Source organism: Stenotrophomonas sp. 86156_Sma (assembly GCF_056481625.1).
The window spans coordinates 1,408,715-1,423,439 of sequence record NZ_CM151157.1 but is presented as its reverse complement, the minus strand read 5'-3'; the positions used below and the strand labels follow the sequence as shown (position 1 = coordinate 1,423,439).

Sequence of the window (14,725 nt, the reverse complement as noted above, 5' to 3'; positions counted from 1 at the left end):
CGTAAAGTGCCCTGCCCCATGGCCAAAGGTCATGGTCGGTGCGCCGATCCGTGCATGCCAAAGGCGTGCGAACCAAGGTTCGCACGCACCTTGTGCTGGTTCGCTCCCACCAGAGCGGTTTCAGTAGATCCACGCCATGCGTGGATGGAATGTGTCCAGAAGCAGTGCGGACCAAGGTTCGCACCCACCAGAGTCAGGCCCGGTCAGTCGACCAGGCGCAGGCGCAGTTCCTTCGGCAGCGCGAACACCATCGATTCCGGTTCGCCGTCCAGCTCGCCCACGCCGCTGGCGCCCAGCTCGGCCAGACGCGCCAGCACGCCATCAACCAGCACCTGCGGCGCCGAGGCACCTGCGGTCACGCCGATGTGCTGCTTGCCCACCACCCACGCCGGGTCGATCTCGTGCGCACCGTCGATCAGGTACGACTCCACGCCCTCACGACGGGCCAGCTCGCTCAAGCGGTTGGAATTGGAACTGTTCGGCGAGCCGACCACCAGCACCAGGTCGCAGCGCTTGGCCAGATCGCGCACGGCGTCCTGGCGGTTCTGCGTGGCGTAGCAGATGTCGTCGTTCTTCGGGCCCTGCATTGCCGGGAAACGCTCGCGCAATGCATCGATGATGCCGCGCGTATCGTCCACCGACAGCGTGGTCTGGGTGGTATAGGCGAAGTTTTCCGGCTGGTTGATGTGCAGCGTGGCAACCTGCTCGACATCCTCGACCAGATAGATCTGGCCGGTGCCGGCTTCGCGGTTCCACTGGCCCATGGTGCCCTCCACTTCCGGGTGACCGGCGTGGCCGATCAGCACCACGTCACGGCCAGCACGGCAGTGGCGGGCAACCTCAAAGTGGACCTTGGTCACCAGCGGGCAGGTGGCGTCGAACACCTTCAGGCCACGACGCTCGGCCTCCTGGCGCACCGCCTGGGACACGCCATGCGCGCTGAAAATGACAGTGTTGTTGTCCGGCACTTCATCGAGTTCCTCGACGAAGATCGCACCGCGCTGCTTCAGGTCGTCGACCACGAAGCGGTTGTGCACCACTTCATGGCGGACGTAGATGGGCGCGCCCAGCGTTTCGATCGCGCGCTTGACGATCTCGATCGCACGATCGACGCCGGCACAGAATCCACGCGGGTTGGCGAGCAGCACATCCATCAGTTCAGTCTCCCGGCAGCGGCCGGCTTACGGTTTCGGATTGGCATTATCCGCCTTTTTGGCGGACTTGCCGTCGAACAGGCCAAACAGGGCGATGCCGATGGCACCCACCACGATGGCCGAATCGGCGATGTTGAACGAGGGCCAGGTGTAGCTGCCCACGTACCACTGGATGAAGTCGACCACGTGGCCGTGCACCTGGCGGTCGATCACGTTGCCGATGGCGCCGCCGATGATCAGCGCGTACGGCACCGCGGCCTTCCAGTTGCCGCGGGCAGTGCTACGCAGCCACCAGGCCATCAGGCCGCTGATGACGATCGCCAACACGGTGAAGAAGTGTTTCTGCCAGCCACCGGCGTCGCTCAGGAAACTGAACGCGGCACCGGTGTTGTAGGTGCGGTACCAGTTCCAGAAGCCGTCGATGACCACCACCGGCTGGAACTCCGGCAGGCTCGACAACACCCAGGCCTTGGACCACTGGTCCAGGCCGATGATGGCGGCCGACAGCAGCAGCCAGACCAGGGCGTTCGGATGCGGACGGGGCGCGGCCATCAGAACCAGCTCCGCAGTTCGCCGGCACCGGTGATGTTGCTCACGCAGCGGCCACACAGTTCCGGATGGTCGGCGTTGCTGCCGACGTCGGCGCGGTGGTGCCAGCAGCGCACGCACTTGGCCTTGGTGGTCGGCTGGGCGCTGACGAACACCTCGTCGGTGGTCGCCGGGCGCACCTGCACGTCGCCACTGATGAACAGGAAACGCAGTTCATCGGCCAGCGGCTGCCAGCGCGCGGCCTGCTCTTCGCTGGCGGCGATCGTGATTTCCGCTTCCAGCGCGGCACCGATCGCGCCGTTGGCACGCATCGGCTCGAGCACCTTGGCCACCTGCTCGCGCACGGCCAGCAGCTGGTCGAAGTCGGCGGCGTTGAGCTGGGCATCAGCCGGCAGCGGCGCCAGGCCGTCGTACCAGGTGGTGAACAGCACATGGCCGGCATGCTCGCCCGGCAGATAGCCCCACAGCTCGTCGGCGGTGAAGGTCAGGATCGGCGCCACCCAGCGGGTGAACGCTTCGGCGATGTGGTACATCGCGCTCTGTGCCGAACGGCGACCGTGCGAATCGGTCGGCATCGTGTACAGGCGGTCCTTGGTCACGTCCAGGTACAGCGAGCCCAGGTCCACGCTGCAGAAATTCAGCAGCAGCTGCACGATCTCGGCCATGTTGTAGCCGTCGTAGGCCGCCTTGATCTTCTCCTGCAGCTCCCACGCGCGATGCACGATCCAGCGGTCCAGCGCGACCATCTGCTCGAGCGGCTGCAGGTGCTGGGCCGGATCGAAACCGTCCAGGTTGCCGAGCAGGAAGCGTGCGGTGTTGCGCAGGCGACGATAGGCGTCGGCGTTGCGCTTGAGGATCTCCTGCGACAGCGACATCTCGTTGCTGTAGTCGGCCGAGGCGATCCACAGGCGCAGGATGTCCGCGCCCAGCTTGTTCATGATGTCCTGCGGCTCGATGCCGTTGCCCAGCGACTTGGACATCTTGCGGCCGTGCTCGTCCACGGTGAAGCCGTGGGTCAGGCACTGCATGTACGGCGCGCGCTTGTCGATCGCCACGCCGGTCAGCAGCGAGGACTGGAACCAGCCGCGGTGCTGGTCGGAACCTTCCAGGTACAGGTCGGCCGGCTTGCCGAAGCCACGCGCCGCAAGCACGCCTTCATGGGTCACGCCCGAATCGAACCAGACATCGAGGATGTCGGTGACCTTCTCGTAGTCGGCCGCTTCAGTGCCCAGCAGTTCGGCGGCATCCAGCGAGTACCACACGTCGATGCCCTCGGCTTCGACGCGGTCGGCGACCTGCTGCATCAGCTCCACCGAACGCGGGTGGATCTCGCCGGTCTGGCGATGAGTGAACAGTGCGATCGGCACGCCCCAGGTGCGCTGGCGAGAGATGGTCCAGTCCGGACGACCGTCGACCATGCTCTGGATGCGCGCCTTGCCCCAGCTCGGGAACCAGCCCACGGTGTCGATGGCGGCCAGCGCATCGTTGCGCAGGTTGGCCTTGTCCATCGAGATGAACCACTGCGGGGTGGCGCGGAACACCACCGGCGTTTTGTGGCGCCAGCAGTGAGGATAGCTGTGGCGGATCGGGTGGAAGGCCAGCAGCGAACCGTTGTCGCGCAGCACGCTGACGATGGCCTCCTGCGCCTTCCACAGGTGCTGGCCGGCCAGCACCACGTCACCGGCCGGCGGGGTCGATTCCAGGTACACGCCACGGCCGTCGATCGGGGTCACCTGGCCGGCGTTGTACTTGTCCAGCAGGCCGTACTTCTGGCTGACCACGAAGTCTTCCTGGCCGTGGCCGGGGGCGGTGTGCACCGCACCGGTACCGTCCTCGTCGGACACATGGTCGCCATTGAGCACCAGGATCTCGCGCTCCGGGTAGAACGGGTGCGCCAGCAGCTGGTTCTCCAGCGCCGCGCCGGTGGTTTCACCGTGCAGTACCAGGTTTTCGACGCCATAGCGCTGCAGCGCGCGCTCGGCCAGCGCCGCGGCCAGCACCAGCCAACGGCGCTTGCCGTTGTGCGCCGGGCCTTCGGCCAGCACGTAGTTGATCTCCGCACCCAGCGACACCGCCAGCGAAGCCGGCAGCGTCCACGGGGTGGTGGTCCAGATCGGCACGGCCACTTCCACATCGGCCGGCACGCTCACGCCGAACGCCTGGCCGATGGCCTGCGCATCGCGCGCGGCGTAGGCCACGTCGATCGCCGGCGATTCCTTTTCCTGGTACTCGATCTCGGCCTCGGCCAGCGCCGAGCCACAGTCGAAGCACCAGTACACCGGCTTGGCGCCACGCACCAGGTGGCCGTTCGCCACGACCTTGGCCAGCGCACGGATTTCGTTGGCTTCGAAGTCGAAGCTCAGGGTCTTGTACGGGTTCTCCCAGTCGCCGGTCACGCCCAGGCGCTTGAAGTCCACGCGCTGGATGTTGATCTGCTCCTCGGCGAACTCGCGGCACTTCTGGCGGAATTCGACGGCGTCGAGCTTGGTGCCGACCTTGCCCCACTTCTTCTCGACGGCGATTTCGATCGGCAGGCCATGGCAGTCCCAGCCCGGCACGTAGGGCGCGTCGAAGCCGGCCAGGTAGCGCGACTTGACGATGATGTCCTTCAGGATCTTGTTGACCGCGTGGCCGAGGTGGATGCGGCCGTTGGCGTACGGCGGGCCGTCGTGCAGCACGAACAGCGGGCGGCCGGCGGCGTTGTCGCGCAGCTGCTGGTAGAGCCCCTGTTCTTCCCACCGTGCCAGAATGCCCGGCTCGCGCTTGGGCAGATCGCCGCGCATCGGGAATTCGGTGGCTGGCAGGTTCAGGGTGGTCTTGTAGTCCTGGCTCACGCAGTGGCTCGCAATCTATGTTCGGAAAGGATGGCGCGCGCCTGTTCGGCATCGCGGTGCATCTGGTCGGTCAGCGCCGCCAGATCATTGAATTTCTCTTCGTCGCGCAGCTTGGCGACGAACTCTACGTCGATGTGGCGCCCGTACAGGTCGCCCTGGAAATCAAACAGGTGCGCTTCCAGCAGCGGCTCCACGCCGTCCACCGTCGGCCGCGTGCCGAAGCTGGACACCGACGGCCACGGCTGGTCGAACACGCCGTGCACCCAGGTCGCGTAGATGCCCGACAGCGCCGGGGTCTTCGGGAACCGCAGGTTGGCGGTGGGGAAGCCCAGCGTGCGGCCGAGCTGGCGCCCGCGCACCACCCGCCCGCTGATCGCGTAGGGACGGCCGAGCAGATCGCCGGCACGGGCGAAATCGCCGTCCTGCAGCAGCTGGCGGATGCGGGTGCTGGAGATGCGCTCGCCGTGCAGATCCACCGCTTCGATCTCGCCGGCGCTGAAGCCGAGCTCGGCGCCGAGCTGCTGCAGCAGGGCCAGGTCGCCGCGGCGGCGGTTGCCGAAGCAGAACTCCGGCCCGATCCAGACCTCACGCGCACTCAGGCGATTGACCAGCAACTGGCGCACGAAGGTCTCGGCCGGCATCGCCGCCATCGCCGCGTCGAAACGCAGCAGGCCGATCGCATCGACACCCAGCTCGCGCAGGATCTCGACCTTGCTGCGCGCCAGGGTCAGCCGCGGCGGCGGCGTGCCCTGGGCGAAGAATTCACGCGGCAGCGGCTCGAACGCCACGGCCACCGCGGCCACGCCCAAGGCGCGCGCGCGGGCAACCGCGTGGCGGACCAGCGCACGATGGCCCAGGTGGAGGCCGTCGAATGCACCGATACAGACCACGCTTCCGTTGGGGAACAGCTCCCCGCCCTCGACGCTTCTGAACAGCCTGCTCATCAACTCTCGTTCCGGCCCGACCGGGGCCGCTGCTTCAATGGTGTAACCCTGAAGTATAGCCGCCACGGGCCGCGATCAATGCCCACGCAGGTCGCGCGGGCGGAAGCCCATCGCCAGCATGGCCACCGCATAGGTCGCGCCACCGCCGCCGACCAGCAGCATCAGCCCACCGATACGGTGCCATTTGTCCATGACGGTGAAGTCGGGAACCCAATGCAGCAGGGCCAACAGCACGCCGACCATGGCCGCACAGGCCAGCAGCAGCCGCACCAGGTAGCCGCCCCAGCCCGGCCGGCGCTGGTAGACATCGGTCTTGCCCAGCCAGTACCAGAGCAGGCCCAGGTTCAGGTAACTGGACAGCGCGCTGGCGATGCCCAGCGCCAGGTGCAGGCCCGGCTGCTTGCCGATGGCCGCCATCACGCCCTGCGCCTTCAGCTCGTCCGGCACCATGACCTGGTACAGCACGGCCAGCAGGGCGAAGTTGAATACCATGTTGGCCACCAGCGCGGCCACACCGGCACGGACCGGGGTCTTGGTGTCCTGGCGGGCATAGAACGCCGGCAGCACCACCTTCAGCAGGGCGAACGCCGGCAGGCCGAAACTCAGGCCGTACACCGACAGCGCGGTCATGCGGGTATCGAAGGCGGTGAACTGGCGGTACTGGAACAGAGTGGCGATCAGCGGCTCGGCCAGCAGCAGCAGGCCCAGCATGGCCGGCACCGAGATCAGCAGGGTCATCCGCAGGCCCCAGTCCAGCGAGCGCGAGAAACCCTCGCGGTCGGTGCTGACGTGATGGCGGGCCAGCGCCGGCAGGATCACCGTGCCCAGCGCCACGCCGAACACACCCAGCGGCAGCTCCAGGAAGCGATCGGCCAGCGACAGCCATGACTGCGAGCCGTCGGTCAGCTTGGCCGCGATGAGGGTATCCAGCAGCAGGTTGATCTGCGCCACCGACGAACCGAACAGGGTCGGCACCATCAGCGTCAGCACCTTGCGCACGCCCGGATGGCGCCAGCCCCAGCGCGGCAGGGTCAGCAGGTTGATGCCCTTCAGCGAGGGCAGCTGGAACAGCAGCTGCAGGATGCCGGCGGCGAGTACCGCCCAGCCCAGCGCCAGGATCTGTTTTTCCGGGGTGCCGCCCAGCCGCGGCGCCAACCATAGCGCACCGGCGATCATGCACAGGTTGAGGATGACCGGGGTCAGCGCCGGCATCGCGAAACGCTGGAAGCTGTTCAGCGCGCCACCGGCCAGCGCGGTCAACGAGACGAACAACAGGAACGGGAAGGTCAGGCGGAACAGGTCGACCAGCAGGGTCTGCTTGACCGGGTCGGTATCAGCACCACTCGAGAATGCGACCGCCAGCTGCGGCGCGAAGATCAGCGCCAGCGCGGTGACCAGCATCAGCACGCCGCCCAGGGTGCCGGCGGTGCGGGCCATCAGTTCACGCAGCTCGGCATGGCTGCGGGTTTCCTTCACTTCCGTGAACACCGGCACGAAAGCGGTGGCGAAAGAGCCTTCGGCGAACAACCGGCGCAGGAAATTGGGTACCCTGAAGGCAACCCAGAACGCATCGGTAACCGCATTGGTGCCGAACGTGGTGGTGATCACCTGGTCACGGACAAGTCCGAGCACCCGCGAGACCATGGTCATGCTGCTGAACGACAGCAGGCCTCGCAACATCTTCGGTGAACTCACTCAGCGTCCCTCTTGACAATCGACTTGACGTGCATTTCTCGGGCCATCATACTAGCTAGCTTGCTGTTCCCATAACACCGATTTTTTCAGGAAACCACCACCGTGGCCAATATCAAGTCCGCCAAGAAGCGCGCCAAGCAGACCGTCGTGCGCAACGCGCGCAACGTGGCTCAGCGCTCGATGCTGCGCACCGCTGTCAAGAAAGTGATCAAGGCGCTGGACGCCAACGATGCCGCCGGCGCCGAAGCCGCCTTCGCCGTTGCCCAGCCGATCCTGGATCGCTTCAGCGCGCGTGGCCTGATCCACAAGAACAAGGCTGCTCGCCACAAGAGCCGCCTGAACGACCGCATCAAGGCCCTCAAGGCCGCCTGATCCGGCGTTGCCGCCCTGCCCCTTCGGGTAGGGCAGCAGACAAGAACCCGGCCCCGGCCGGGTTTTTTGTTTCACGATGACTCCAGCCCGGTAGTTCGCTGGACTGCGACGTAGCCCGATACAGCAGGTTTATCAATAGCTTACGCGCTTCCATCATATGCCGGTGCTTTCTGAAACTTGACCCGGTTCTCCCTCGCGCCGCTCCTATCTGGCTCCTGGAATCCGGGTCGTTCCAAGGAGTCATCATGGCAAAGATCAAGCTCACCAAGACCGCCGTAGAGTCGGCGCAACCCCAGGCGAAGGACATCGAACTACGGGATACCGTCGTGCCCGGCTTCCTTTGCAAGATTACCTCGACGGGACGCCGGGTGTTCATGCTCCAGTACCGCACGAACTCTGGCCAGCCCCGCAAGCCCTCGCTGGGACTCTACGGGGAGCTAACCGTCGAACAGGCGCGGGTCAAAGCGCAGGACTGGCTGGCCGAGGTTCGCCGGGGTGGTGATCCCGGCGGTGCCAAGGCCGAGGCGCGCAAGGCGCCCACGATGGCCGAGTTGTGCAAAAAGTTCATGGAGGACTACTCCAAGAAGCGCAACAAGGTCAGCACGCAGGACGGCTACCAGGGCGTCATCGACCGCAACATCATCCCGCTGCTGGGCCGCAAGAAGGTGCATGACGTGAAGCGGCCCGACATTGCGGGGCTCATGGAAAAGCTGGCCTACAAGCCGACCGAGGCCAACAAGACCTTCGGCGTGCTGCGCAAGATGTTCAACTTGGCCGAAGTCTGGGGCTTCCGCCCGGACGGCACGAATCCGTGCCGCCACGTCCCGATGTACCCGCCGGGCAAGGAAACCCGGCTCATCGTGGACGAGGAAATGGTGCGGATCTTCCGCCAGTTGGAGAAACTGGAGGCGGAGGGGCTGGAGAACTACGTCATCCCGTTGGCGATCCGGCTGCAATTCGAGTTTGCGGCGCGGCGCTCCGAAATCTGCCCGCTCGAATGGAGCTGGCTGGACTTCGAGAACCGGCGCGTGGTGTGGCCCGACAGCAAGGTTGGCGGCATTTCCAAGCCCATGAGCGAGGAAGCCTATCGGCTGCTTTCGACGGCGCCGCGTCTGGAAGGCTGCCCTTACGTCCTGCCGTCGCCGAACGACCCGGCCAAGCACCTGACCTTTGGCGAGCACTATGGCGGCTGGTGCCGGACGCTCAAGGCCGCCAGCGTGCCGCACGTAGGCACGCACGGCATCCGTCATCGCTCGACCACCGACATTGCCAATTCCGGTGTGCCGACCAAAGTGGGAATGAAGCTGACGGGCCACAAGACCGTGGCGATGTTCATGCACTACGTCCACACCGAGGACAAGCCGGTGCGCGAGGCGGCCGAGCTGGTGGCCAGCCGCCGCCAAGCCATCACGGGCGCGCGGCAGCTTGCGGAGGCGGTGGCATGAACGGGCGCCGGCCATCAGCAGCATCGCTCGCAGCGCCCGCGGCGCTGCTGGGCGACATTCGGGCACTGATCGAGGCGGCGCGCTTGCGCGCCGCCTCGACGGTGAATAGCGAGCTTACGATGCTCTACTGGCGCATCGGCCAACGCATCCACACGCAGGTCTTGGACAGGCGCCGGGGCGCCTACGGCAAGGAAGTTCTGCCCACCTTGGCTGCGCAGTTGGTGGAGGAGTACGGCAGCAGCTTTGCAGAGCAGAACTTGCGCCGCATGGTGCAGTTCGCCGCCACCTTCCCCGACGAGCGAATTCTCGTATCACTGATACGAGAATTGAGCTGGACGCACTTCATCGCCCTGATGCCGCTGAAAGACCCGCTCCAGCGGGACTACTACGCACAGATGGCCAGCACCCAACGCTGGAGCGTGCGGACGCTGCGCGAGCGTATCGACTCGATGCTGTACGAGCGCACGGCGCTTTCCCAAAAGCCGGAAGAAACCATAGCGCAGGAGTTGGCGACCCTGCGCGATGCGCAGCGCATGTCGCCGGCCCTGGTCATGCGCGACCCGTACATCCTCGACTTCCTGGGCCTGCGGGACACTTGGCAGGAAGGCGACTTGGAAGCGGCGATCATCCGTGAAATGGAGTCCTTCCTGCTGGAGCTGGGCGCGGGCTTCTCATTCGTCGCCCGGCAGAAGCGCATTCCGATCGACGACGAGGATTTCCACCTTGACCTTCTGTTCTACAACCGCAAGCTGCGGCGGCTGGTTGCGGTGGAGTTGAAGGTAGGTGACTTCAAGGCGGCCTACAAAGGGCAGATGGAGCTTTACCTTCGGTGGCTAGACAAGCACGAACGGGAGCCGGAGGAAGCCTCGCCGCTCGGGATCATCCTTTGCACCGGCAAGAAGCGCGAGCAGATCGAATTGCTGGAGCTGGACAAGTCCGGCATCCACGTTGCCGAGTATCTGACCGCCTTGCCGCCGAGGGGCGTGCTGGTGGAGCGGCTGCAACAGGCAACGCAACGGGCGCAGTTGCAAATCGAGCAGCGCAAGACGGACAACGAGTAGTCCTGTCCCAAGCAGTCGGGCGTCCCGGCGTGCCGCCGTCGCGCTGTCGTGCTGCGCATCGAGCTTCGCTGCGCGAGTCTCGCCCCTGTCGGGCTTCCATCACTGACGCCTCCGTCCCGGCTCGTTGATCCGGGCCTGCGCGCTCCGCTTGCCAAAAATCGACTCTGTGCAGTGGGCGGGTGTGGGCGGTCTTGCTGTTCCCTTCACCGTATCACGGCGTTCTCGCCGTCAAGGGCGGCGCGCGCCATGCGCGCTTGCGTCCTGGCGGCCGTCTGCGACCCCTGACTGCTTGCGCTGCGCCGTGCTGCCGCCGGTTCCGGGCAATTCCGCCCGAGCAACCGGAGCACGATCATGTCGCAACTGTCCTTTCCCTCGTTCGATTCCTGTCTGCTGGTGCGCGACGCGCACGGGCGCTATCTACCGGCATCGGCCGACGACATTCTGGAAGCTGCGCGCCAGGTCATTGACCGGAAAATGCGGCGCGGAGCAGAGTTCACTTCGCCGGCGGCGGTCAAGGAATACTTGCGTACAAAGTTGGCCAGCTTCGAGCATGAGGTGTTCGTAGTGCTGTTCATGGATACGCGCCATCGTCTGATCGAATACAGGGAGATGTTCCACGGCACTATTGACGGTGCGTCGGTGTATCCGCGCGAAGTGGTCAAGGAGGCGCTGCGGCTCAATGCGGCGGCGGTCGTCGTTTCGCACAACCATCCGAGCGGAAACCCCGAGCCGAGCGCGGCTGACCGGGCGCTGACCCAGCGGCTCAAGGAAGCGTTGGGTCTGGTGGACGTGCGCGTGCTCGATCACATCATCGTTGCGGGCAACGAAACGGCATCGTTCGCCGAGCATGGGCTGATCTAGCCCAAGGGGCTTCGGCCCCTTTTTGCTGCGCCTGGTGGCATAGCTATGGCCCTCGCGGCCTGATGCTCAGGCCGTCGCAACCTGAATCATCTCGTCGTAATGTTTCTTGTCCACCTCTTCCAGCCACTGGAAGATGTTCCCGATGACGCTGTGGCTTTCGCCTGCCAAGTTTTCTGCGGATTCCTCTGTTATCTCAATAACGTCGCTATGTGAATACTTATTGATAAAGCGGTAGATTTTTTCTTTAAGCTCTGGTGTCGTGATGGTGCAATCTTTTAGGCCAGCCTCCATCAATTGACTAATGTCGCTTCGACGCCTTGGATATTTGAAGGTGAAAAACGATTCAACAAGCTTTCGGGCGAGGTTGGCGGTCAAGAACGCCTCATCTCGATTGAGTGTTGTGTGCGCCCTATATTCGTAGAGCTTCTTGAAGATATAGTGGTACTCGGAACCGTAGTTCTTGAGTGAGTCGTCGGCATCCACAAGTAGGGAGTGACGAGGGGAGCCAGGTGGCGCATCCAGGCGATAAAAGAAGCAATTCTCGGCGTTGCCTTTTTTGACTCGATTCCTATTGGTGCCAGTGAACCAGTCTCTCACTAGCTTAAAGTAAGTGAAGTTGTGAGTCAGCACAAAAAGTTGCTTGGCTTCAGTGCATTGCGTTCTCAAAAACGAGTAGGCGTGAAACAAGTGATTAGAATCAAAGCTTGAGACCGGATCGTCAACGACGACGATCGTATCCTTGATGTTATTTCCATTTTCTTTGAGCTTCGTGATGAAATAGACAAATGCAATCGCAGTTTTCTCACCTTCGCTCAAATTCCCATCGTGCTCACCAACCCCGTTTCTGATGATCTCATAGCCTTTCTTCTTCTGATTGAAGTTCAGGCAAAGCTCAGAGCGGCCAATGAAGCGATGCAGGATGTCATTGAACTCCTTTGCCCCGACCGTTTCATTCGAGAGCGCCGCTTCTATGGCTCCGACCTCTAGACTAATTTTTTCAATTTCCTTATGGTCGTTCTTTGCTTCTGACTCAAGGTCATTGCACTTCTTCTCACTTCCAGCATAGTCAAACTCTTGCACCTCAGCCGCAGCAAAGTGAAGCTCCAGTGCCACCTTGCTTTTTGAGGTCTCAGATTTGAAATTTGAAGTCTTATTGTTGTGCTTTCCAACGAGAGCAACAATCGATTTCAGGATGTCATTGAAATTGGTGACATCGTCTTCAACCACATCCGAGATCTGAATGTCTGTCTTCCCAGGGTCTGTGATCTTGGCCTTCAGGGCTTCCCGCCAGGCGTCGATTTGCTGGTCGATCTTTTCAGCAGCAGTTGCGTAGTCCTTTTGAAGCTTCTCTGCCTCGGCCGATAGTTCTTTATAAAACTCGGTCGATGCGGGAAACTGATTAGCTGGAGCGCCTTGAGATTCAATCCATGTCGCCGCGTTCTGAAGTCGGCTCTGAAACTCCGTGAACTCCTTGCTGAAGTGGGCAGCAAGCGCCTCGGCACGAAGCTGGGCGAACGGAGAGCCGCAGAACTCGCAGGATTGCGAGTCGTGGTTTTTATGGATTTCCAAGCCTGCTTGAACCCATTCGCGGATTTCCGGGTTATCGGTCAGCCGCTGGATTGCTTGATTGACCGCCGTAGTCCCAATCAAATCTCTGATGCGGCCCGCCGCTTTCTTAAAGTAGTCCGGCTCAATGGCCGTTGAGGCGAAAGCAATGCTTGGAAGCTGATCTGGCTTGGCGGCATTCGTAAGGTCGATAACCCTCTCATCTGGAAGAACCGACTCCGCCTTGATAATTGTCTCGCCGTTATTCTGTATGAAGTTGAAGAGCTTGCGGCGGTCGTAATTCAAGTAATAACTGTCGCTCGTATCAATCGCCTGAAGTCCAAGCTTCATTTTCTTGGCAGCATTGGTCAGGAACTTCTCTAATGCCTCACGCTGCTTCTTGATATCGCTTTGCTTGTCGTCGTGAGCCTTCTTTTTCGACTGAAGCTCGCTCTTCAGCTTCTCCAGCTTCTGCAAGTCATCAATCTTCTCTTTCGCAATAAGAAGGATGCTCTTTACGGATTTGTCCCAATCAATGTTCTCATGCACGAAGCGTTGATTGAAAACATGAATATTCAATTGGGATGAGTGGAGTGTGGATTCCGTGATCGTTGAGCCATCCTCCAGAACTACTGAAAATTGGCCCGTGCTGAAGCGGGGAACCATCGAGCGAAGCTCAAAGCAAGAGAATAGATTCGATAACGTTGACTTGCCTGTTCCATTCCAACCATAGACCAGGTTGTACCGGCCGAACTTTTGGATCTTCGTTCCATTGAAGTCGCTGAAGATTCCGAACTGTTTGAGGCGGTTGATGCAGACAATCATCTCTATATCTCCGTGTTCTTGCTTTCCCATCATTTGCTTGCGAAACAAATGGTAAACGAAGAGTCCTCTTGCGTCTCCGCTTCGCGGATCGCGCTGCTCCAGGTTCGCTAGTCGCTCATCCCTGGCGGGACTGGCTTCGCCAGCCTTCCGCATCGCTGACGCCTACGGCCCGGCTTCCAGCTTCGGGCCTGCGCGCTTCGCTTGCGTGCGGTCAGCACAAAGGGATGGCCGTTGCCTTGTCCAGCCGTCTCCCCTGACTTCATCACCTTACCCGCGACCGTAGCCCGCGACCGTGTGCCGTCAAGGCGCGCAGGGCCGTGTCCTCGGCTGCGCCTGCGGGCCGCACCAACCCTGCGCTTGGCTCCTTGACGGCCCCCGTCCGCGCGCTCCTTTGGGCGCGGGCGATGAACTCAGGAAAGACGGTGGCAACAGGGCCAACCGGGTTCCTCGTGCCGACCGCACCAAACAGCCGAAAGGCTGGGCTCCGAATCTAGAAATCCGGTGTGCGGTGTGAACAGCAAACCTCTTTTGTCAGGAGAAAGACCATGCAACTCGCATCCCGTTTCGCTTTCCGCTCCCCCTCGCTGCGCAGCGATTACCCGCTGTCCGACGACCAGATTCACCGCGTGGCCCCGTCCATCTTCGCGGATGCCCCGCACGAGAGCCGTTCGCAGCGGTACGCCTATATCCCCACCGCCGCCGTGCTGACCGAGCTTCGCAAAGAAGGCTTCCAGCCTTTCATGGTGACGCAAACCCGCGTGCGCGACGAAGGCAAGCGCGAGCACACCAAACACATGATTCGCTTGCGCCATGCCAGCCAGATCAACGGCGCGGAGGCCAACGAAATCGTGCTGCTGAACTCGCACGACGGCACCAGCAGCTATCAGATGCTGGCCGGAATGTTCCGGTTCGTGTGCAGCAATGGCCTTGTCTGCGGCAACACCGTGGCCGATGTGCGAGTGCCCCATAAAGGCGACGTGGCCGGTCTGGTCATTGAGGGGGCTTACGAAGTCTTGAGCGGTTTCGATCGGGTGAAGGAATCGCGCGATGCCATGCGCGGCATCACCTTGGACGATGGCGAATCCGAAGTGTTCGCCCGCGCCGCGCTCGCCCTCAAGTACGACGACCCCGACAAGCCCGCGCCCATCACGGAATCGCAAATCCTGATGCCGCGCCGCTTCGACGACCGCCGCCCCGACCTGTGGAGCGTGTTCAACCGCACCCAAGAAAACCTGACCCAAGGCGGGCTGCGTGGCCGCAGCGCCAACGGGCGCCGACAGCAAACCCGCCCGGTGCAGGGCATCGACCAAAACATCCGACTAAATCGCGCCCTCTGGCTGCTGGCCGATGGCATGCGCCAGTTGAAAGCCTGAATCCCCACGCGGCAGGGGCAGGCAGCAGCCCTTGTCGCTTTCTTCGCTGCTGCATCCCTGAACCGAT

The 14,725-nt window shown here is 62.7% G+C and carries 11 protein-coding genes; 5 read left to right on the top strand and 6 right to left on the bottom strand.

Going from position 1 to position 14,725, the window contains the following annotated elements; genetic code table 11:
• Positions 1-203: 203 nt before the first annotated feature.
• The 5 genes from ispH to murJ all read right to left on the bottom strand — a co-directional run bounded on the left by ispH (position 204) and on the right by murJ (position 7,161).
• A complete protein-coding gene (ispH, locus tag ACZK33_RS06655; RefSeq protein WP_049428543.1) occupies positions 204-1,154 on the bottom strand; it encodes a 4-hydroxy-3-methylbut-2-enyl diphosphate reductase in 951 nt (316 codons plus the stop codon).
• Between the two features lie 27 nt (positions 1,155-1,181).
• The gene (gene lspA, locus ACZK33_RS06650; protein WP_049424357.1) at positions 1,182-1,706 is read right to left on the bottom strand and encodes a signal peptidase II; all 525 of its coding nucleotides are present in this window, start codon (positions 1,704-1,706) and stop codon (positions 1,182-1,184) included.
• Positions 1,706-4,537, bottom strand: coding sequence for an isoleucine--tRNA ligase (ileS, locus tag ACZK33_RS06645; protein ID WP_423174385.1), 2,832 nt, complete (start codon positions 4,535-4,537; stop codon positions 1,706-1,708). The genes lspA and ileS overlap by 1 nt, the downstream gene beginning before the upstream one ends.
• Positions 4,534-5,481 carry a bifunctional riboflavin kinase/FAD synthetase gene (locus ACZK33_RS06640; protein ID WP_032127582.1) on the bottom strand — a complete coding sequence of 316 codons (948 nt, stop codon included), beginning with the start codon at positions 5,479-5,481 and terminating at the stop codon, positions 4,534-4,536. The genes ileS and ACZK33_RS06640 overlap by 4 nt, the downstream gene beginning before the upstream one ends.
• 75 nt (positions 5,482-5,556) lie before the next feature.
• The gene (murJ, locus tag ACZK33_RS06635; protein WP_049462332.1) at positions 5,557-7,161 is read right to left on the bottom strand and encodes a murein biosynthesis integral membrane protein MurJ; all 1,605 of its coding nucleotides are present in this window, start codon (positions 7,159-7,161) and stop codon (positions 5,557-5,559) included.
• Between the two features lie 117 nt (positions 7,162-7,278).
• Between murJ and rpsT the strand changes: the two genes are divergently transcribed.
• The 4 genes from rpsT to radC all read left to right on the top strand — a co-directional run bounded on the left by rpsT (position 7,279) and on the right by radC (position 10,915).
• Positions 7,279-7,548: a 30S ribosomal protein S20 gene (gene rpsT / locus ACZK33_RS06630; RefSeq protein WP_005408560.1), complete on the top strand. Its 270-nt coding sequence runs from the start codon at positions 7,279-7,281 to the stop codon at positions 7,546-7,548.
• 245 nt (positions 7,549-7,793) lie between these two features.
• Positions 7,794-8,993: a tyrosine-type recombinase/integrase gene (locus tag ACZK33_RS06625; RefSeq protein ID WP_001062689.1), complete on the top strand. Its 1,200-nt coding sequence runs from the start codon at positions 7,794-7,796 to the stop codon at positions 8,991-8,993.
• Positions 8,990-10,054, top strand: a complete 1,065-nt coding sequence (locus ACZK33_RS06620) for a PDDEXK nuclease domain-containing protein (protein WP_003092331.1) — start codon at positions 8,990-8,992, stop codon at positions 10,052-10,054. Before ACZK33_RS06625 ends, ACZK33_RS06620 begins: the two co-directional genes overlap by 4 nt.
• Before the next feature lie 351 nt (positions 10,055-10,405).
• A complete protein-coding gene (gene radC, locus ACZK33_RS06615) occupies positions 10,406-10,915 on the top strand; it encodes a RadC family protein (protein WP_003092330.1) in 510 nt (169 codons plus the stop codon).
• A 66-nt stretch (positions 10,916-10,981) separates the two neighbouring features.
• Here radC and ACZK33_RS06610 read toward each other — a convergent pair whose 3' ends face one another.
• On the bottom strand, positions 10,982-13,438 hold the full coding sequence (locus ACZK33_RS06610; RefSeq protein ID WP_001223964.1) for an ATP-binding protein: 2,457 nt from the start codon (positions 13,436-13,438) through the stop codon (positions 10,982-10,984).
• A gap of 392 nt (positions 13,439-13,830) precedes the next feature.
• Between ACZK33_RS06610 and ACZK33_RS06605 the strand changes: the two genes are divergently transcribed.
• Complete coding sequence (locus tag ACZK33_RS06605; RefSeq protein ID WP_003092327.1) at positions 13,831-14,658, top strand: DUF932 domain-containing protein; 828 nt, start codon at positions 13,831-13,833, stop codon at positions 14,656-14,658.
• Positions 14,659-14,725: the final 67 nt, after the last annotated feature.